The 21,272-nt window shown below is 38.3% G+C and carries 18 protein-coding genes; 4 read left to right on the forward strand and 14 right to left on the reverse strand.

The genetic code is table 11. The annotated features are described in order from the left end of the window. Positions 1-168 precede the first annotated feature (168 nt). Together H9631_RS19530 and H9631_RS19535 are read right to left on the reverse strand one after the other, a co-directional pair. On the reverse strand, positions 169-381 hold the full coding sequence (locus H9631_RS19530) for a DUF3955 domain-containing protein (RefSeq protein WP_191815770.1): 213 nt from the start codon (positions 379-381) through the stop codon (positions 169-171). A 468-nt stretch (positions 382-849) separates the two neighbouring features. Further along, positions 850-2,268 carry an aminotransferase-like domain-containing protein gene (locus tag H9631_RS19535; RefSeq protein ID WP_191815772.1) on the reverse strand — a complete coding sequence of 473 codons (1,419 nt, stop codon included), beginning with the start codon at positions 2,266-2,268 and terminating at the stop codon, positions 850-852. 113 nt (positions 2,269-2,381) lie between these two features. Here H9631_RS19535 and H9631_RS19540 point away from each other — a divergent pair, with 113 nt between their 5' ends. The 3 genes from H9631_RS19540 to H9631_RS19550 all read left to right on the forward strand — a co-directional run bounded on the left by H9631_RS19540 (position 2,382) and on the right by H9631_RS19550 (position 4,911). After that, the gene (locus H9631_RS19540) at positions 2,382-3,305 is read left to right on the forward strand and encodes a DMT family transporter (protein ID WP_191815774.1); all 924 of its coding nucleotides are present in this window, start codon (positions 2,382-2,384) and stop codon (positions 3,303-3,305) included. Between the two features lie 277 nt (positions 3,306-3,582). Further along, positions 3,583-4,245: an MBL fold metallo-hydrolase gene (locus H9631_RS19545; protein WP_191815776.1), complete on the forward strand. Its 663-nt coding sequence runs from the start codon at positions 3,583-3,585 to the stop codon at positions 4,243-4,245. Between the two features lie 102 nt (positions 4,246-4,347). Further along, positions 4,348-4,911 carry an AAA family ATPase gene (locus tag H9631_RS19550; RefSeq protein WP_191815778.1) on the forward strand — a complete coding sequence of 188 codons (564 nt, stop codon included), beginning with the start codon at positions 4,348-4,350 and terminating at the stop codon, positions 4,909-4,911. 465 nt (positions 4,912-5,376) lie between these two features. Here the strand turns inward: H9631_RS19550 and H9631_RS19555 are convergent, their stop codons facing one another. The 7 genes from H9631_RS19555 to H9631_RS19585 form a co-directional block, all read right to left on the reverse strand. Then, positions 5,377-5,892: a GNAT family N-acetyltransferase gene (locus tag H9631_RS19555; protein WP_191815780.1), complete on the reverse strand. Its 516-nt coding sequence runs from the start codon at positions 5,890-5,892 to the stop codon at positions 5,377-5,379. Positions 5,893-6,134: 242 nt separating this feature from the next. After that, positions 6,135-7,880 (reverse strand): ABC transporter ATP-binding protein, encoded by a 1,746-nt coding sequence (locus H9631_RS19560; RefSeq protein WP_191815782.1) that lies wholly within the window; start codon positions 7,878-7,880, stop codon positions 6,135-6,137. Further along, entirely contained in the window at positions 7,873-9,666 is a 1,794-nt protein-coding gene (locus tag H9631_RS19565; protein WP_191815783.1) for an ABC transporter ATP-binding protein, read from the reverse strand. Before H9631_RS19565 ends, H9631_RS19560 begins: the two co-directional genes overlap by 8 nt. Positions 9,667-9,684: 18 nt before the next feature. After that, the gene (locus tag H9631_RS19570; protein WP_191815785.1) at positions 9,685-10,479 is read right to left on the reverse strand and encodes an energy-coupling factor transporter transmembrane component T family protein; all 795 of its coding nucleotides are present in this window, start codon (positions 10,477-10,479) and stop codon (positions 9,685-9,687) included. Then, positions 10,476-12,206, reverse strand: coding sequence for an ABC transporter ATP-binding protein (locus tag H9631_RS19575; RefSeq protein ID WP_191815786.1), 1,731 nt, complete (start codon positions 12,204-12,206; stop codon positions 10,476-10,478). The genes H9631_RS19570 and H9631_RS19575 overlap by 4 nt, the downstream gene beginning before the upstream one ends. Before the next feature lie 5 nt (positions 12,207-12,211). Beyond that, the gene (locus H9631_RS19580) at positions 12,212-12,823 is read right to left on the reverse strand and encodes an ECF transporter S component (protein WP_225221166.1); all 612 of its coding nucleotides are present in this window, start codon (positions 12,821-12,823) and stop codon (positions 12,212-12,214) included. A gap of 90 nt (positions 12,824-12,913) precedes the next feature. Beyond that, entirely contained in the window at positions 12,914-13,828 is a 915-nt protein-coding gene (locus H9631_RS19585) for an AraC family transcriptional regulator (RefSeq protein WP_191815790.1), read from the reverse strand. A gap of 594 nt (positions 13,829-14,422) precedes the next feature. Between H9631_RS19585 and H9631_RS19590 the strand changes: the two genes are divergently transcribed. Continuing rightward, positions 14,423-15,490, forward strand: a complete 1,068-nt coding sequence (locus tag H9631_RS19590; RefSeq protein ID WP_191815792.1) for a GGDEF domain-containing protein — start codon at positions 14,423-14,425, stop codon at positions 15,488-15,490. Between the two features lie 185 nt (positions 15,491-15,675). On the opposite strand, the gene H9631_RS19595 is transcribed toward H9631_RS19590, so the two are convergent. The 5 genes from H9631_RS19595 to H9631_RS19615 all read right to left on the reverse strand — a co-directional run bounded on the left by H9631_RS19595 (position 15,676) and on the right by H9631_RS19615 (position 21,249). After that, on the reverse strand, positions 15,676-16,590 hold the full coding sequence (locus H9631_RS19595) for a class I SAM-dependent methyltransferase (RefSeq protein ID WP_191815794.1): 915 nt from the start codon (positions 16,588-16,590) through the stop codon (positions 15,676-15,678). 228 nt (positions 16,591-16,818) lie between these two features. After that, positions 16,819-17,970 (reverse strand): bifunctional cystathionine gamma-lyase/homocysteine desulfhydrase, encoded by a 1,152-nt coding sequence (locus H9631_RS19600; protein ID WP_191815796.1) that lies wholly within the window; start codon positions 17,968-17,970, stop codon positions 16,819-16,821. Next, positions 17,967-18,893, reverse strand: coding sequence for a PLP-dependent cysteine synthase family protein (locus tag H9631_RS19605; protein WP_191815798.1), 927 nt, complete (start codon positions 18,891-18,893; stop codon positions 17,967-17,969). Before H9631_RS19605 ends, H9631_RS19600 begins: the two co-directional genes overlap by 4 nt. A gap of 187 nt (positions 18,894-19,080) precedes the next feature. Then, a complete protein-coding gene (locus tag H9631_RS19610) occupies positions 19,081-20,250 on the reverse strand; it encodes an acyl-CoA dehydrogenase family protein (protein WP_191815800.1) in 1,170 nt (389 codons plus the stop codon). A gap of 15 nt (positions 20,251-20,265) precedes the next feature. Further along, complete coding sequence (locus tag H9631_RS19615; RefSeq protein ID WP_191815802.1) at positions 20,266-21,249, reverse strand: aldo/keto reductase; 984 nt, start codon at positions 21,247-21,249, stop codon at positions 20,266-20,268. Positions 21,250-21,272: the final 23 nt, after the last annotated feature.

The following is a 21,272-nucleotide window of genomic DNA, read 5'->3' on the forward strand; positions in this document are numbered from 1 at the left end:
CAATTAGATCCGTGGCCTAGGCCACGGATCTAAGAAGAATATGGGTGGATAATACCACCACATTTGACAGAGAGCCAATAAAGCTCGGTCTCTAACCTGAGTTTTCTTTGTATGAAGGGCTACGACGTAAACAGTTGGAATCAAAATCTATTATTTTTCCCTCCTTCCCTATTTGCGGCTTTTTTTAACTACCGAAATGATTGCCATCAACAATAATGCAGTAATACCACTAAAAACCAAAAGAATGCTTAATGGAACAAGAAAGAAAGGTTCAACCAATGTGCCGTCTGGCTCTACTTTTGATCCAATCATATGGAAACTAATAATACAAATTATCCCTAAAAATATTAGTGTAGAAGCTAATAAAAGTTTTTTCTTCATCATATATTCTCCTCGTATTATATATTTCAAGAAACATTCTAAACCTTCATATATATTATTTAAATGTAAACACCAGTACAAGGTCTCACAAAGCCTTGATATATCAACGTTTACTATTTTTATTAGTATAACGCACTTTATGGGCTTTCAGGTTAACGTCAACAACGTGCATTTGTTTATTCCTTTAATTTTGGACAGCACATGTATTTTCAAGAAGGTAAAATGACAGGTAAGCTGTATTCGATAGAATATATAATATCTCGTTGACTTGTTTCCATTCCTATTCGCCCAGGACAGACTTTTTAGTTTCACGATATTTTCCGGGTTTCGTGATTTTTGTACAGATCAAATTAAAATCCACAATCATAAAAGATTGTGGAAAACAAAAAAAGCGAAATCATAGTCATTCTCTCCGCATACCTTAGGTATATAACAAGCTTTACAAACCTTTAATCCAAGCGCCTCCCCTCACTTAGAAAGAGATTGCGCCACTTCAACAAACCTTTTTCCCCCTTCACTTAGTTGTTTTTCATTTGCGTAAGAATAGCTTAAACGTATCCAGGATGACAATTGTTTTAATGGATCACAAACTTGACCAGGTACAAAAGATATAGATTGTTCGATACTTTTGGTTAATAATAACTCAGTTGGAAGTTCAGCTGGAAGCTGCACCCATAAATTAAGACCGCCATTTGGACTGGTCCATTTCCAATCTGTTACCGCTAGCTCTTTCTCCATGATTTCCTTCCGGATCTGTAGGGCGATCCGTATTTTCTCCAAATGCTGCTGCAATCTTAGCGATGAAAAGTAATGGAGGAAAATTTTTTGATTAAGAAGTGGTGAGCCATTATCAGCTAACGATTTTACGGTTAGTAGTGAATTCATTACTGTTGATTGACAAATAACAGCCGCAATTCTCAAACCAGGTGAGATATATTTGCAAAAGCTTCGGATATAAATGACTGTCCCAGCAGTATCATATGTGTAAATTGGTGATGGCGGGGCGTGATCAAAATATATGTCGTGATAGGCATCGTCCTCAATTAATAGACATCGATATTGTTCAGCTAATTCTACTAATTTTTTGCGCTGCTCGACTGAAATAGTATAACCAGTCGGGTTATGGAAAGTTGGGTTGAGATAAAATAGGAGTGGTTTATATTGTTTCATATATGATTCAACCTGCTTTAAATCGTAACCATCTGGATGGATATCAACCGTTACAATTTGTGCTCCCTGTGCTCTAAAAATATCAATCGCAGCACTATAGCTTGGACGTTCAAATAAAACGATGTCTCTTGGTTTAATAAAAGCTTGAGCGATTAAATGAATCGCTTGCTGCGAGCCAGAAGTGATTAACAAATCATCTGCATTGAAATGAGTTTTGTACTGGTTGATAAAATATTGAGTGAGTGTTTCACGTAGCTCTAAATCACCTTGCACAGTTGAATAGGTTGCAAGTACTTTGGGATAAAGGTCAAACACTTTTTTTACATAATCTGAAAAAAAATAATTTGGCAAAAGATTGGGATCAATTAACGCCTGAGAAAATTGGTAGGAAACAGGTGATTGATGGATCTCAGATAAATGATTTTTTTGTACGTATGCAGAAACAATTGGATTGTCCAGATCTAGATATTCAAGATTTTTTGGCACATTTGATTGGACAAAATAGCCTGCTTTATCTTTTACATAAACCTTGTCATGCTGTTTCAGTAATTGATAAGCCTTTAATACAGTTAACCGATGAACATTCATTTCAGATGCTAATTGCCGGACGGAGGGAATCTTTTGATGTTCTTTCCATTCTTTACGTTCAATTCGGTGCAGTACATAATCATATACTTTCTTAAAAAGATAATCTCCATTTTGAATTGCTTTGCTCACATCGATTCCTCCTATTCAAAACGATTGTACCACGATCCAATCTAATCTGTTCTATCTTTTTCAATCTGTTCTACTGTCTTTCTTTTATGATAGAAAAAGAGGAGGAGTTTTATATGGTGATTATTAATTATTTCTTCATGTGTTTGATTTTTGGAACGACATTTTTAGCGATTAAAATTGGTGTTGATGCAGGAGTGCCTCCATTTTTATCGGCTGGACTTCGTTTTTTTATTGCTGGTTTGCTGCTATTTAGTTTTATGGTTAGGAGAGAAAAAACGACAATATCGCTATTATTTCGGAAAGAGATGTTTTTTACTGGAGTAGGTTTAACCTTTGGGACGTTCGCCACATTATACTGGGCAGAACAATATGTGACATCAGGGGTTGCAGCTGTCTTATCTGCTACAGGTCCAATGATGATCATAGTTATTCAGACATTCATATTGAAGCAGAAAGGAAATTGGAAATCATTCATTGGGTGTGTCGTCGGAGTCATTGGTGTCACGCTCTTAATCTTACCTAGTTTTTCCATTGAGATTAGTCCCTTCTGGATGGTTGGTTGTTTCGCCATTATATTGGGTGAAGTTTTCTACGCATCTGGAACGATTTATTCAAAGCATGTCATCCGAAAATTTGAAACGACATCTCCGATTGCTTTAAATGCAGCGCAAATGATGCATGGTGGGATTTTATTAATCATTTTGTCATGTTTCACCGAGAACATTCAGCTTAATTATCTTTTAAGTCCGGCTTCAATTGGCTCTCTTCTTTATTTAACTATTATTGGTTCAATGATCGGCCATAGCATTTATTATTGGCTTGTCTCACGGACAAATCCTGTTTTTCCTTCTACGTGGCTGTATATCTCACCATTAATTGCCGTTATGCTAGGTGTTACCTTCTATCATGAATATATTTCTTGGCTAACAGGCATAGGAACTTTGACGATTATTGCAGGAACCGTTTTAGTCAATTTCGAAACATTACGGAAGCTGCTTTGGAGGAAGGGAACCGTTCTTCAGGATGTTAAACATTAGCCCGCTAGATTTGTTCCGATAAATTATATGAGTTTAATAGTAAAAACCTAATAATAATTACATTATCAGGCATGATTGTTGAAGAACAGCAGAAGCTTTTATGAAGCAAGTTGAAGCTAATAGCATGTTTGTGTTATTCAATTAATTACAGGTTAATGAGTAATTAATGGTACCTCGTAGTATAGTATATTACGTACAAAATGATATTTATCTTTCGACCTTCTTATGTAACTAAACCCTTCATTAATAAAATGTAATTATAAAGGAGCGTAAAGTTATGGAACTTTCTAAGGGAGTAGAGATGCTCCAACTTGAATTTCACGGGAATATTATTCATCCCACTCTTTTATGGGATCAAGAAATGGCTATTTTAATAGACACTGGATTCCCTAATCAAATTGAAGATTTACGCGTGGCAATGGAAAAGGTAGGAGTGTCACTCGACAAACTAAAAAGTATTATTTTGACGCATCAGGATATAGATCATATTGGTAGTCTTCCAGAGATATTACAGGAGTGTGGAAGGAATATTAAAGTCTATGCTCACAAACTAGATAAGCCTTATATTCAAGGAGATTTACCTCTTTTGAAAGACGGGCACATAGAGAATCCGCCAAAAGGAAAAGTGGATGATACCTTGATTGACGGTCAAGAACTGTCGTATTGTGGCGGGATTCGTATTATTCATACTCCGGGGCATACCCCTGGCCATATCAGCCTATATTTGAAACAAAGTAAAACACTGATTGCCGGGGATTCGATGTACAGTGTAAACGGAATAATTGAGGGAATTCATGTCCCGACTGTTCTAGATTTAAAAGAGGCTCGTCTCTCTTTGAAGAAATACCTAGACCTCGACATTGAATCTGTGGTTTGTTACCACGGAGGTTTAAGTAAGATAAATATTAATGATCAGATGCAAAAAATAATTTCATATTAAAATTCTAGAACTTTCTTCAGCTATCGGGCAGCAATTGAACAACGGTTACTTTTAAACGGGTATTAATAACCTTTTTGAAAAAAAGTTAAGGAGTATTCAATAATGGAAGATAGTATTTTTTTTAGGGATGACTTTATCATTATTACCGGCGGACCTGGAGCCGGTAAAACGACTTTATTGGATGAATTACAGAAAAATAATCATAGATATGTTCCTGAGGTTGCCAGGAAAATTATCCAAACACAGATTTCTTCCAATGGTGATGCGTTGCCTTGGGGAAATGTAACAAATTATCGTGATCTAATGTTGGATCAATCCATAGAAGGTTATCTTTCAGCATTATCAAACCCTTCAAATCAACCTCTTTTTTTCGATCGGGGCATTCCAGATACCCTTACCTATTCAGATTTGATAAATATTCCTACTTCGAAAAAACTTGAATCTGCCGTCAAAAGATACAGGTATAACAAAAGGGTATTTATTTTACCCCCTTGGAAGGAAATATACAAAACTGATGATGAGAGAAAACAAGACTTTGAAGAAGCCGTCGCAACTTATGAAGTCATGTTTAGAACTTACGAGAAACTTGACTATGAGCTTATTGAGGTACCCAAAATAGGGGTGAAGCAGAGAGCAAGCTTTATCCTTAAGAATGTTTTACCGTGAAGAAGTTAAGCCTTTGCCGCAACTGGCCCGATTGTGGAGAAACCCGGAGAATTAAGTGTGGCCCATGACAAACTAAGCCCGGTCATTAGCCGGGCTGTTTTTATTCAACCGTCAACTTCTGGCCAACATACATCTTATTGTAACAATATCCTGCTTTTCAACACGTCTAATACCGCCTAAGTCATTGCCCACAAGTTGTAATAGATCAACATAGCTCAACGCATCATTTGGCATGCTCAAATTAAACATTTTAATTGAAAACTATTGGCTAGTTTCGCTGAATATCACAAGGTCATTGAATGAAATCCCAAGTGAGATACGCATTTCATTTAGAGCTTTACTGTAAATAACGCTAACTCCATAAATATCACCCTTTTTATACCCATTGCAGTAAGGACAATTGTGTGGGTCTGCATTTATGCTGACTAAAGAAATCATAAAACCTCGCAATATCACGTCACTAATTCAGCAGGTCCACTCTTCCTCTAAAATAGCGTAATAATATTCATCCCACCATTCATTACCATTTGGAATACATTTTTTAAAAAAGCCTTCTCTTCTCATTCCAATCTTCTCCATAACTCGGTATGATGGAATATTCTCAGGTTGACACGTTGCTATAATCCTATGTAAGTTCATTTCTTTAAAAGCATAATCTAAGATAGCTTGAGCTGCTTCAGATGCATACCCTTTATTTTGATATTTGGGATTAAACACCCATCCAATCTCATAAGTGTGCTCACCAAAATATTTATGAAAAACAATGTGCCCTATAAGAATATCTCTATCTATTAGTACTACAGGAAACTTTTCAGCCTGATCCCCTTTATTTTTATTTACAAATTCTTTTGCATCTTCTTCAGTAAAAACCCCTTCCGGCAGATACTTCATAACATTAATATTTGATGTATACTCATATACAACTTGCCAGTCCTTGGATTCAAATTCTCGTATCAATAACCTTTTTGTTTTGATGTTCATTAAACTAACTCCCTTCAAAATACTACCCTGTCAATTATATTGAAATCTAAAGATAAGAGGAATTATTAGCTTTCAAGCTATATTTAAAAAATCCAGAGTAATCACGTTCTATCTTTTTTCACATAATTTAAACGTACTCTCCCCTCATCTAACATTTGATAAATAAATTAACGCTTAAGAATAAAAAACAGTTATTCTCATAGCAAATCAGGAGGTAAAACCATTCAGTCTATGCCTAATCATCATAAGCTCCAACCTTCTGCTCTCTTTCTTATTTGTGAAAAGCTCTTATAAATCCCGTCTTCTTTTATTAACTCTTCGTGCATCCCCCTTTGAACGATTTCACCATTGTTCAAAACAATAATTTGATCAGCATTTTGGATAGTTGCCAAACGATGCGCAATAATAAGGATGGTCTTACCAGCAACTAACGCATTGATTGCCCGTTGAATTTCATGCTCATTTTCTGGATCAATACTTGCAGTTGCTTCGTCTAAAATAATAATTGGCGCGTCTTTTAACATCGCTCTAGCGATCGAAAGCCTTTGTTTTTCACCGCCCGATAATGTTGATCCACCTTCTCCGACCATGGTGTTATAGCCATCCGGCAATGCCATAATAAACTCATGGCAACGCGCCTTTTTAGAAACCTCTACGACTTCCTCAAGGGAAGCATTTGGCTTTCCGAAGCGTATATTGTTTAGAATAGTATCATGAAACAAATATACCTTCTGGAAGACAATACTAATATTTTTCAATAAGCTTTCGCTAGTAACTTCACGAACATTCACTCCACCTATTTTGATATCCCCTTGTTCTACATCATAAAATCTCGCAATCAGCTTGCATAGTGTTGTTTTACCACTTCCAGACGGCCCAACGATAGCCGTAGTAGTATATTCTGAAACAGTAAAGGAAACATTCTTAATAACTTGCCGTTGTTCATAGCCAAATGATACATTCGTGAATTGAATGTTAAATTTCTCCAAATTGATCTCCTTCCCATCCTTGTCCAGAAATTCAATCTCATTTATTTCCTCCAGCTTGTCCAAAGTAGCATCAATCACTTTCAAGACATGGAATGCGCTATTCATCGCTTCAACCTGATTAAATATAACGAATGAAAAAATAACCATCATCACCATCGTCGACAAAGGAATGGTTTCATTCATCGCCAACCATGCAGATACGGCAATAATGCCAGTAGAAGCCATGTGAAGGGAGAGAAGATGGAAGCTATTATACGGCATATAGTCTTTTTCAATTTTGACATTGATCTCTTTGCCCATTTCATACGCCTTATGAATGCCTTCTTTCGTAACCCCCTGCTGATTATAAGCTTTCACCTCAGACATTCCCCGAATATATTCAATCGTAGCTGAAATCATGCGATCCTTAGCTTGTTGTTGAATCGGTGCATTCTCTTCGCTTTTATTGCGAAGCAATTTTAAGAATAGTGCTGAAAACACAATGCCTGCAACAGCCGCCAGTGCAACTGTGTAATGATAAAAGGCAAGGCAAAGAACAAGAGTGAATACACTGATGTATCCATTTATAATGACGTCGACCATCTTCATACCGTGCATTTCGATAAAGGATAAATCTGTCGTTACAGCTGAAGTAATATCTCCCGCTTTTTTATGATGAAAAAAACCCAACGGTACCCGCTTTAAACGTCCCCCAATGTTAATTCGTTGTTCGGCAGTTACTTCATATCCCACACTATTTTGCGTGGATGCACGCAGATAGCCAAATATAAAACGTCCGGTCACTGCAAATACCATTAAAATGGCGATATACACTATAGAACTTGTACTTAACGCCCCTATACCATTCATATCATTCAAGATCAGTTTTAAACTATAAGCAGCAATAATGACAGGAAAAGCAGCGAAGAGAGTATGAAAAAAGGAGTAAACAAATCCAAGATAGACACGCTTTCGCCGTTTCCCCGTCCAATCTAGTAACCGCTGGATTGATCTAACCATTGGCATGAACCTCCCTTGCGCTGCTACTCGCTGCCCATACTTTTGCACCTATATGTGCCTTCCACATCTTTCGATACAATTCGCAAGTCTGAAGCAGTCCGTTATGGCTGCCAGCAGCTTCAATCTGCCCCTGATTCAGCACAATAATTTGGTCTGCATGCTGAATCGTTGACAATCTATGGGCAATGACGAACAATGACTTTCCATTTGTTAAAGCGGCAATCGACTGCTGCAACTTTTCTTCATTTTCGGGATCAGTAAAAGCGGTGGCCTCGTCTAAAATGACAATTGGAGCATCTTTTAGCATCGCTCTCGCGATCGCTACCCGTTGCTTTTCTCCCCCAGACAACCTGCCGCCTACCTCTCCGGCAAGAGATTGATAGCCATGTTCTAATTTCACGATAAAATCATGACAACACGCGGCTTTAGCGGCTGTAATGACTTCCTCATCTGTTGCATTTGGTTTCCCAAGCCGAATATTATCCATCAAAGAACAATCGAACAGGAAATTATCTTGTGATACATAGCTAATGGTATTCGCTAATTGCTCCAAAGGAATTTGCCTGATTGGAATATTTCCTATAGAAATCTCCCCATCCGTTACATCCCAAAATCTAGCAATTAATTTGGCAACGGTCGATTTCCCACTTCCCGAAGGACCGACTAGTGCAGTGAAACTTCCTTCCGGGAACATCAAATTTATAGAAGAAAGAACGTTGTTTTGTTCGGCTTTGTCTTCTGATTGTGCTGTATATGAAAAAGAAACATCAGTAAAGTGGACTCCATAATGATCGAATTGGACTTGCTCTGTTACATTCTCCAGCTCTTCTAGCTGTAAAAATTCATTTACCTCCATAACCGCATATTCGATTGTCTTAGCATTATTGACAAATAAAGTAAAGCTTGTAAGCGGTCCGATAATTCCTAGAGATAAAATAAGGCACATCGCAAACTCGGAAGGACTTAATGTCCCACTTTGGTACAAGTACATCCCAATAGGGACAGTGCCAAGCAATGTTGAAGGCAAGACTGCATTGGAGAAATTCATCAATTTCCAGGTATTACGAAACCAGTTGAGTGTATAGTCTTTAAATGAATGAATAGCCCGCTCAAACTTTTCATAAGAGGATGATGACTGATTAAAGGTTTTAATTACTTCAATTCCTTCCACATACTCTACAATGACACTATTGACATAATTGCTAGATTCTATATAGGACTCATATTGTTTATTAAATGACTTCATTAAATAAGCAAAAGAAATTGCCGCAATTGGTATGGTTAGCAAGGTTGCAAACGCCATTCTCCAGTCAATAACCAGCAAATAAACAAACACGCCAATCGGTAAGAAAAGGTTTGAAATTCCTTCAGGAATTAAATGCGCAAGTGGCAGCTCAATCGTTTCTACCCGATCGATCATTACATTTTTTAGTTTTCCAATTGATTGGTTCTGTACATTTCCCAACGGAGCTTTCATTAAGCGTTCAGCTATTTGAACTCGCATCGATTCCAATATTTGATAGGCTGATTGGTGGGCAAGTGTTGTAGAAATCGCATGAAAAATCACTTTGATCACATAGCCGCCAATACAAACGGCAATCCAAAAGACAATATCACGAAACTGAACTTCATGAGTCATAAACAAATGGATGAGCTGATACACGCTGAAATAAGGGATAATTCCACCAACAACGCTAATGATTGCACAAGCTATCGATAGAGAGAGTCGATTTTTACAAGTATACGCAAACGACCATACAATGGTAATCCAATTTGAATTTTTCATTAAAATTTTTCACACCCTCTAATGGTAAGTCTTGAATAAAGAAAGGTTGCCAAGTAGGTCAAATTGAAAGAGGATGAAAACTGCCAAAGCTGAGCCGATCCAAAAGGCTCCCATAAAGAAAAAGTCGTGTTTATCCATTGATAATCTTCTAAAATATGTACGAGTTTGATAAGCTCCAAAAGCGCGCGAATCCATTGAATAGGCCGTACGCTCTGCATGGCGCAAGGCTGAGGAGAGCAAGGGCAGTGTATATCTTTGGATTCGCTCCATTACTCTCCAAGCTCCTTTCCCTGAATAACCGCGAACCTGATGAGCCATTTTGACAAGCTGAAACTGTCGCATAAAAACAGGAACAAAGTTAAGAACAGCCAATGTACCGAAACCAAAGCGATAGCTTACTTTCCATTGCTGAATAAGGGCGCGGATAAAATCCGCTGTATCTGTCGTCAATGTAAACAGCAATGATAGAACAAGCATGGCAAAGAGCCGCAATCCTGTAGCTATCCCAAACAATACTCCCGCTTCGTACACTTCAATGAACCCTGCGGAAAATAATAATTTTGAGCCTTTGTTAATATGATCGCTAACTAGCAAAGGATATAGAAGCATAAATCCAAGAACAATGAACAGCATAGGCACACAGACTCTGGCATAACGCAGTAACGAGATTCTCCCCAACATCAGCGTGATGATTATTGTTCCAATGATAAACAACAGTGGTGTCCAGACATTGGTCGTCAAAGTCAGGAAAATAGCTGGCGGGCCTATTGCCAGTAATTTGCTAAGAGGATTCAGACGATGAAGGTAGCTCATGTATATACCTTCCGGAAATGTCGGGCGATTTCCACAGATGGGGGTTCATTAAGATCTGCTTCTTCAAGCAGATCCATCCTGTCAAACAAAGCTTGTACCGTACCATGAAAGCATAGCCTTCCAGCCTTCAAAACTGCTGCATGATCGGCATATTCGGCAATTAAGCCCATATCATGTGAAACGATAATAATGGTATGACCCGTCTCCTGTAATTCCTTCATCATGTGCATAAGCTGATGTGCATTATACTCATCCTGTCCAAAAGTCGGTTCATCCAGAATAAGCAGCCGCTGCCCGGCAATGAGCATAGAAGCCGTACTTAAACGCCTTTTCTCACCATGACTTAACTGAAATGGGTTAGCGTTAACATACTGTTCAAGCCCAAAGCGTTCAAGCATCTGCTCAACTCGTGCACTGATTTCATTTTGTGACAGTTGCATCTCTCTCAGACCAAAGGCTAATTCATCAAATACTCGATTTGTAACAAATTGATGCTCAGGATTTTGAAAAACATATCCAACCTCTCGTGCCATTTCATGTACTGACCACTTTGTCAGATCACGTCCATGCAAATGGATAACTCCTTTATTAGTCTGGTGGAGCTTCATCATAAAACGTGCTAACGTCGATTTTCCCGCTCCATTTTTTCCAACAATAGCCAAAAAGTCACCCCTAGGCACAGTTAAACGCATAGGCCGCAAGATGCAAGTTTGTTTGCGGGTAAATTCTGCTGGTCGGATCTCTATAGCAAACTCCTCTGCCGAGTCCGTAAAGGATAGTTTGCCTCTCGTATGAGAATATGCTGTATCAAAGGAAGCTTTAACATTTTTTATAGAGACATTTCCCATTGCAGCTTGAAAAAACAGCTCCTCCATATCACATGTCAGGCGGGAATGTTCCAGCATATCTATTGTTTCTTTTACCGTAAGAGGCGTTTCAGTAACGGCAATTCCCTGTTTCATTAGCTCATGAGTAAATTTAATGCTGTAGGGTAACCAAACGCCTTCCCGGATTAATTCATCGTAATGTTGGTAAAAAACATGACGGGGGTGTCCATCAGCTATAATCTTCCCAATCTTTCCAAGTACCAGTACACGATCCACCGTATCCATTAATTCATCAAGCTTATGCTCGATTATAATAATCGTATACTTGCCGCACTCCCTAAGATTACGCAGAATAGCAAATAATTCTTTCGTTCCCTCAGGATCAAGATTGGCTGTTGGCTCATCAAGAACAAGAATTCGCGGCTGCATACACAATGCACAGGCCAGAGCAAGACGCTGTTTTTGTCCTCCAGAAAGCTTGTCAATCTTCCATTGCCTGAATTCCGACAATCCTGTTTGCTCTAAAGCATCTTCCATCCTTCGCTCCATCTCGTCCGAATCAAGACATAAATTTTCCATACCAAAAGCAAGCTCATCCTCCACTTTTATATTGACCAACTGTGCTTCTGGGTCTTGAAAAACAATACCGATCTCACATGCTAGTTCAGCAATCGGCGTTTTAGATGTATCCTTACCTCCCACTTGGACAGTACCACTGAAACTTCCATGAACACTGTTGGGGATCAAGCCGTTTAAACAGAGTACAAGGGAGCTTTTCCCTGCTCCAGAGGCACCCAGCAGCAAAACCGTTTCATTTTTGTTAATCATTACATGAATGCCGTCCAATACTGGCTTGTTTGTTCCTGCATAAGTAAAGCGAACATCGTGCATTTCAATCATGGGTTTCACTTCCTGACAGTATCATCTAATGAGGAATGTCGATATTCTGCTAAAAACCCTGCTTTCAGCATTGCTTCTCCCAACAATTTGGAGAACAATCCGCCTATCGCTCCTCCTATGGCACTCACCGCAAGCATGGTGATTTGAACACCGATCGTTAGGGCTGCATGGCCATATAAGGGGTACTCTAAAAGAGTACTAATAACTGTGGCAATCGAACCACTTATCATCAAAAATAAAGTCGAATATTTTCTATAAAGTACCGCTAAGAAAGGCACTTCACACTCAATCCCTGCAATGGCTGCCCATACTATTCCGATGAGACCATAAGGTGAAAATGGCAACATAACCAAGCCACCAATTGTCATCGAAACTAGGGCAGCACCAGGTTTTCGAATGAGATAAAGAGCTAAGAGACCGGGAATCATAAAAATCCCATCCGTTATTCTTGAATAAGCCGGACCTAATATTGCAGCAAGTGGAAAATAAGCAAATGTCACAGCAAGCAAAACAAAAGCAAACACAACGCCGATCATTCCAGTTATCAAAATATCCTTCGTACTCCAAATAACCCTCCCACGCTTTACAAGCTCTTTAGGATCTATATCTTTTTCCATGTTGCCCATCATCCTCTTCCTAATTGATAATAAATATCATTTACAAAGTTATTATCATAAAAAAAGAACGGTTTAACCGCTCCAATTTGTCTAAGTATGCTCCATTTGGGTGACGCTTTTCTGATATTGAGATGGCGATAGTCCTTTTACCGCTTTAAATGCCGCCGCAAACTTGCTTGGGTTACTATAGCCGACCTTCCCTGCAATGATTGTTATGGTGTAATCACTGTTCCTTAGCAAGTAAGCTGCCTTTTCAATTCGATACTTTCGTAAATAGGCGTAGATGGATTGTCCATAAATAGCTTTGAAGCAAAGCTTCATCGCTGTTTGCGAAATATCAAATCGATTAGATAATTCTAGTAAGGTCATATGCTGATCTATGTGGCTACGAAGATAGTCCATAATTTCTTTTACCGTATCCACTTGCTTTTTAGGAAAATAAGGACGACTTTCCTTATCCACAGGAAGATCTACAGAACCTAAAACAAGCAACAGCTCTATAACTTTGACTCTAAAATACGGCATTCTGACCTGCTCTGGAACTGCATATAAATCTATGAAAATTCGCTGAATAGATTCAGTAGTCCGCATAAGAAAGTAGTTTTCATTGAAAAACTTGGCACGAAGCAAATCCAGATTAACCGAAAATGGCTCAAAAATAGAAACTAGGATTTTCGTGGCTTCCTCCAGATAAATACCAATAGTAATACCTTTATATTCATTCAATGGAAATCCAAATGTATGGTTGGGGTGGTTTTTCAAGCTGATTTGTAAATCCCCTTCATCGAGGTACATATAAGAACCATTTTGAATTTCACATTCGATCCTGCCTTCACGGCAATGATTAATCGTGAGCATCTCTACATTTGGCTGAAACTCTGAAAAACAGCTTTTCATTTGAAAGTCATTATACATGAGCTTAATACCCGGAAGTACATCATAGCACGTCATGATGCCAGTCCCAGTGGTATCCTCAATCTTAAATATCGTACACCCTTCATCCATTTGATGTATCTCAATATTATCACCATAAAATATGTGTTCATCGTAACTGCTGCTTATTATAACCTAACTCCTTTCCTTTGATTTTTCGCTAGATAATATAAACGGCTGCTGGACCTACATGTTTCTTCAAAAAACAAAACTCCAACTAGTTCTTATATAGCAAATATACAATAAACCTTTGGTCTTTACGATCCTTTGCCCAAAACATCAAATGTGCTTTGGCGTATTTGCGCCCAGATTTTATAGATAAATTTCCAATAAAAATCTGTAGCATCAACCGATGGATTTAAATTTGTTTACCTGGGGCTGAATGGAATACCAATAATATGCTTTCATCCCACCTTTTATAGACGTGGGAGACTCTGCTGAATGAAGTTAAAACAATTAGCACTTTTTTCGTTTATTAATCATTCCCTGACATATTTATATTTCCACGATTTCTCCTGCACAACGATCAGGACTTTTGGTACAATGTTATTAACACAAGTAGTTCTTAGGAACTAAAAAAGCAAATCTCACCTTAAAAATTCCAATTAAACAGATAATGACCACTTTAAAATTTCCAAATGAAAATAACGAAACAAGGAGCTTAATATGTTTCAATCGATTTTATCCAATCTGGCAATTATTTTATTAGGTCATTTGCTAATGAGCACATTAATTACATATAGGGAACGTTTTTCTAAGCATTTACTATATATTTACACTGTTGTGCTTTTTTCCACAGTTAGCATTACAATGTTATACTTGCCCATCTCATTTGGAGACTATCGGCTTGATTTAAGCCTTATTCCTCTTATATTTTTGGCTCTTTTTAGAGGATGGAAGATTACAGTTCCCGTTCTTTTTATCGTTTCGGCCTGGCATTTCTTCATGGGAAGTGATGAAACACTTTCCAGTATTGTTTTCGTTCTGATCCTTCCAACCATTTTTACTTTGCTACTTTATGAACGGAAAATTCCGACTAACATTAATTTGAAAATACTCTTTATCATAACAGCCTGTTGGATAATTTCGGATCTCCCTATCATCTTATTTATTCCAAACGGAATGGAGATATTTAAAAATACATTTTTATTACGCTACATATCTTTTCTTTCTGTAGCTTCCATCTATTGCGCATTTATTTTGATCGGTTATAAAAATGACCGATTAAAGCAAAGATTGGAATTTCTAGCTTCTCATGATCCGCTGACAAATCTTTTAAATCGAAATAAATTCATAGAAATCGTTGAGGTGAAAATGAAAGAAAGTGATACAAATCACTATATTGCCCTTCTGGATATTGACCATTTTAAACAATTGAATGATACGCATGGACACTTAACTGGTGATAGTGTTTTGAAGGAAATTTCATCTATATTTAATAAGTATGAAAGTGATAATTTAAAAGTAGCAAGATATGGCGGCGAGGAATTTATCATTTATTTAAAAACGGTTTATGATAAGCAAGCTGTGAGAACACTTGAACATATTCAAAATGAAATACGCACTACTCCTTTTCACTCAAACAATGGGGGGTCCCTCCACGTCACGGTATCAATAGGATTAGCTAAATTTGAAAGTGGCTCCCGATTGTACGATGTGATCCATCAAGCAGATAATCATTTATATTCAGCTAAAAATGAGAACCGGGATCAACTGGTCGTTTCATTCGATTGAGCTGAAAATTTAGCAAGCAGCTCAAAGTAAAGTAAATATCTTTCCCTAAACAGAGAAAAGCGCCTAATCTATTATAGATTGGACGCTTTTCATGTAATTGCAGACTGTATGAAAAAAAGTCCAGTAAAGCAATTCCAAATTATTTTTTGGTGAAAAATGAGCTCCGAACCACAAAGGCTGTTAGATTACTTTTTTACGGCATGAAGATAATGAATCGTTTCGAAGGCCGAAAGATCATCATTTCGTTTGTCAAAATAAAGATTATCGATTTGAGTCGGAGATAAATGCTCGTATATTAACAAACCTGATTTCTCTAATAAATGTTCAATCTCCGCATAAGAGTAACACGATTTCATAGGTTCTCCGCCTGCCGCCGCCATTTTAACCATGTTTTCCACCCTATTTGAGACCCCTTTCTCCTCAAATAATCTTTCGTCCGCATAATCAAAGACAATGGAGCTCCCTTCAGGAACTATAGAAAACAAATGATCCATCAAGCCGGAAAGCTCCTCTTTGGTTAAATAATAAGAAACACCTAGAAAGCTAAAGAATGTCCTTTTGTTAGCAAAACCTTCATGGGACAAATCCTGATTGGAAAAATATTTAGTAAAATCCATCGTTACAAAATGAAGGTTTTTAGGTATGTCAAAATTGATTTCTTTCAACCTTGTCCTTTTAAAGTGTTGGGTAGCAGCGTAATCAACTTCAAATATTTCCAGACTGTTTTCAAATTCAGGATATCGAAAGCAAAATGTATCCAGTCCAGCCCCCAGTATGACATATTGCTCTACACCTAACCTTATTTCATTTTGGAGCACTTTTTCGCAATACGCAGCTCGCGCCAATGGTGTTGGGGATAATTGAACATGGGTAACCCATTTTAAAATTTCTTCTGGATCACCCTTGAGTTTTTCCGCAACCTCTTTGTTAAAGAACTGTATACCTTTAACCAGATTCTCTTTTATGTCTCTAAATTCTTTTTGAGAAATTAAATCCTTGGCGATAAAATCATCAAAAATTTTAAGCGTATCAAATTGACTGTGATAGGTTCTTCCAAATGCCGATATTAATGAAGTTATACTAGGTTTGCCTTCATTCATGAAATTCCCTCCTTAATAAGACAAACAAGCACGGAAGAACGCGCAGTTTGCCTTCAAAAGCGGCCTCGAGCCGATGGCGCTAGGAATAGATTCTTTTAAAGAGCACTTCCTATAACGTAAAAATGGGATTCCCCTGGCCAAGAGAATCCCATTTTAAACTATAAATTGACAAAAGTAAATTATAGCACAAATAATATTTTTTGTCAATTTTTTAGCGTTCATTTAGCATCAATGACTCAATTGCTTGCTTTTTTCAAAGGCAGCCGCTAAATCTTCTATTAAATCTTCACTGTCTTCAAGACCGATTGATAAACGAATGAGCCCATCTTCAATGCCGATTTTCAAACGGCGTTCACGCGGGATAGATGCGTGGGTCATTTTGGCTGGAAGAGAGATTAAGCTTTCAACTGCACCGAGGCTTTCAGCCAACGTAAAATATTTCACATTTTTTAATATCTCCAAAGCTTGTTCTTCTGTGCTGACGGCGAATGAAATCATTCCTCCAAATCCTTCGGACTGCTGCTTATGAATGTGATGACCTGGATGGTCGGATAAACCCGGATAATACACTTTATGAACAGCTGGATGATTTTTTAAAAACTGAGCAACACTATGGGCATTCTGTTCAATTTCTTCCATACGAACACCCAATGTCTTCATTCCTCGGATCAGTAGCCAACTATCATGTGGGCTTAGAACAGCGCCGGCACCATTCTGAATGAAATGAAGCTTTTCAGCCAGCTCGTCGTTATTTGTAACCACTAATCCCGAAACCACATCGCTGTGCCCGCCCAAATATTTTGTCGCGCTATGCACCACTATATCTGCACCCAATGTCAGTGGCCTTTGCCAATAAGGTGTGCTGAATGTATTATCAACAACCAATGTGAGTCCATTTTTATTTGCCAAAGCAGCAATTGCTTCTATATTCGTTACTTTCAGCAAAGGATTTGTTGGTGTTTCAATAAAGATTGCTTTGGTCTCTGGGCGGATTGCAGCTTGAACATTATCCTGATCTGTCGTATCAACGAACGATGCCTCAATACCAAAGCGGCTTACAATTTTGCTCATTAAACGAAAGGTTCCTCCGTATACGTCATCAGTGATAATAATATGGTCGCCCGCAGAAAACAACTGCGTAACCGCAGTGATTGCCGCCATACCTGAAGCAAAAGCGAATCCCCTTTTTCCCTCTTCTAGATCCGCGATGAAGGTTTCTACTCCTTCGCGGGTTGGGTTTCCAGTTCGTCCGTACTCATAAGTAAAGTTTCCAACACCATCCTGTTTAAAGGTAGTTGCTTGAAAAATCGGCAATGAAACAGCTCCCGTTGATTGATCCACTGTTTTTCCACCATGAATTAATTTTGTTTTCTTCCTCATTTCTCTATCCCTCCATAAATATCTTTGCTTAAATATCGCTCACTGCTATCTGGAAAAATCGTTACGATGTTCTTGGGAGCATTGGCTTTTTCAGCTTCCAACAAACAAGCCTCAAGAACAGCTCCAGATGAACTGCCAACTAGTAACCCTTCACGTAGTGCTATTTCCTTCACTCTTGTAAATGCCTGTTTATCAGGAATTGTATAGGCATCATCGTATAATGAATGATCAAAGAACGACGGAAAAAACTCCATTCCAATCCCCTCTGTTTCATGCGGGCCTGACTTTCCACCATTGATTATCGAGCCTTCGGGTTCAACGACAATCGTTTTGATCAAAGGATTTTGTTCCTTTAAATATTTAGCTACGCCGGTAAAAGTTCCCCCTGTCCCTGCACCAGCAATAAATATATCAATATTCCCCGCTAAGTCTTTATAAATTTCAGGTCCAAGTCCCCGATAATACGCTTCGGGATTCCATTCATTTGCAAATTGATTGGGATAATACACTCTATCACGTGTTTCAGCTATTTGTTTGGCTTTTTCAATTGCACCTTTCATCCCCAATTCAGTTGGAGTGTGGACAACTTCAGCACCAAGAGCTTTCATGAGGGTTTGCTTTTCTTTACTGAACTTTTCAGGCACAACAAAAATCGTTCTTAAGCCATAGTGGATCGCTGCTAACGCTAAACCAATAGCTGTATTTCCTGCAGTTGGCTCGACGATTGTATCCCCTTTTTGAATCAATCCCTTATTCAAAGCCTCTTCTACAAGATGAAATCCAAGCCGGTCTTTAACACTGCCGCCCGGATTAAAAGATTCCAGCTTTGCAAAAATCTTTACATTATTGTTGAACTGATACGATTCCAGTTGAAATAACGGGGTATTTCCTACAAGGCTCCTCAAGTTTCGCTTATCGATCATTTTGTCTTCCTTCCAGTCCTTGTATATTTTTCACCTGCGCTTTGTTTTTTCGGCAGTTTCAAAAGTGTATTTTTCCTATAAATTTACTTGGTTTTATACATTAAATATATTTTATTTTGCTGAAAAAATCAAGCATAAAAAAAGAAACTCAGCATTTTAACCTCTGAGTCTCCTTTCCTGATCGTATTCAGGCTATAGAAAAAGCCCCTTTTGCCAGTTGATTTATAATCATGTCATCTGCCGGATGCATAGGCAATCCGCATTGCACATCGCGGAATAATCTTTCCAATTTGTAATCTTTGGAAAGACTGTGCCCTCCTGCAATCCGCATTGCCAATTCAACAATCCTGATGGCATTATTACATATTGTGTATTTGGCAGCATGAAAATCATCAAATAAAAGCTCCCGTTCTTCTGGAGATTGATCCCATTTTGCGGCAAGGGTAAACAGAATCGTTCTAGAAGATTTAAGCAAAGCCTCAATTTCACCTATCTTCTGTTGAACATGTGGAGCGTTTGATAAGGTCCCATCAAGGCTATGTGAATATCGCGATGAAGTGTACTCAATAATAAAATCTCTGGCTTCATGAGCCACTCCGAGAAACACTGCAGGAATCACCAGCAAAGTGGGGCGATTTTTTTCGACCTTTTTTTGTTCCATACGTGTTAGCAATGCATCTTCAGGGACAAACACATCAGACAGGATGATATCATGACTTCCAGTGGCTCTCATTCCAATCGTATTCCATGTTTCAACAATTTTCACTTTGTCATTCATTTGAACGAGAAATTCCCCTGCCACTGCCTCATCTTCTATCCAGGCTATCACTGAGAATTGATTTACGATTGGGGCCAGTGTTGCAAAAGCCTTTCGTCCAGACAAAATAAAACCTTTCGCTGTTTTTTTTGCAACTGTGGCAAGCTTGGCTCCTCTAAAAATATTTCCTGTGCTTCTTTCGGTTGCAAACATATTCAAAACATGGCCATTTTCCACTGTATCTTTACATACTTTCTCAAACACTTCCTCTTTCCATTTACGCGAATCCCGCAAATTCAAAAACATGCATAAGTGCCACCCGGCTGCAAGTGCAACGGAGCCATCTCCTTTGGCCAATCGTTCCAATATAAGCAAAATTTCGTATAAAGAAGCTTCCTCACCACCATAGCACTTAGGAACGGACAGTTTGAAAAAGCCCGCTTTCCTTAATACGTCAAATGATTCATGAGGGAATTCTCCCGTCTGGTCATAATGATTCGCTTTTGGTTCTATTTGCTTCGCAAGTTCTTCAGCAAGAAGAGTATATTCATATTCCTTTGAATCACGAATATGCCAATCTTTTATTTGACTACGATCCATCCCCTTCATCCCCTCCTAAATTTTAAAGATTTTTTCCTCTTTACTGTGGTCAGTGGCCAATGGCGGCGCAATTGAAAGTGAAGATATTTCGTCTCTCAATCCAGAATCCATTTTTATTTCCAATGCTTCTAAGGATACTTTCAATTGATCTGCATTCCGTGCTCCTATGATAGGAGCTGTAATCACTGGGTTACTACTGACCCAAGCAATTGCTAAAGATGCGGGATGATAGCCATGCTGCTTGGCAAATCCTGAAAATCTCTCAGCTGTTGAATAGTAAAGCTCTTCTCCGTACCTTCTCTCGTAATTTTTTTGTTCTATTAATCTTCCTATTTCCGGTTTTTGGTTCATCCCATACTTTCCAGTCAATAAACCTCCACCTAAGGGACTATAAGAGATTACTCCAATTTGTTCTTCGTTCGCTAGAGGCAATATTTCAACTTCCGCCTGCCGTTTAACCAAATTGTACATAGGCTGGATCAATTCAAATTTGGCCAACCCTTTTCTTTCAGATATCCCCAATGCTTTTGCGATTTGCCAAGCCGCCCAATTACTGACAGCGGGGTAGAGAATTTTTCCTTGTCGTTGCAAATCATCAAGTGCAATTAAGGTTTCTTCAATATCAGTGTTTGAATCGAATAAATGAACGAAGTAAAAGTCAATTCGATCTGTTCCTAACCTTTTTAAGCTTTCCTCTACGGAAAGTATGATATGTCTTCTGGAGGCTCCTCTTGAATTAATGTCATGACCGAGAGGCAGTCCCACCTTGGATGTAATCACAAGCTCATCTCTGGAGCCGGCTATACATTTCCCAAGGATTTCTTCAGCTCTGCCAGTGTTATAAACATTGGCGGTATCAAAAAAATTTATCCCAGCTTCCCTGCACAAATGAAACATTTGTTTAGATGTTTCTTCGTCTGCAATTCCTCCAAAGGACATCGTCCCAAAACATAAATTTGAAACCTTAATCCCTGTCTTTCCTATTGTTCTGTATTCCACTTTTTGTTCCTCGTTTCATATTA

This window comes from Bacillus norwichensis (assembly GCF_014836955.1).
Lineage (GTDB): Bacteria > Bacillota > Bacilli > Bacillales > Bacillaceae_C > Siminovitchia > Siminovitchia norwichensis.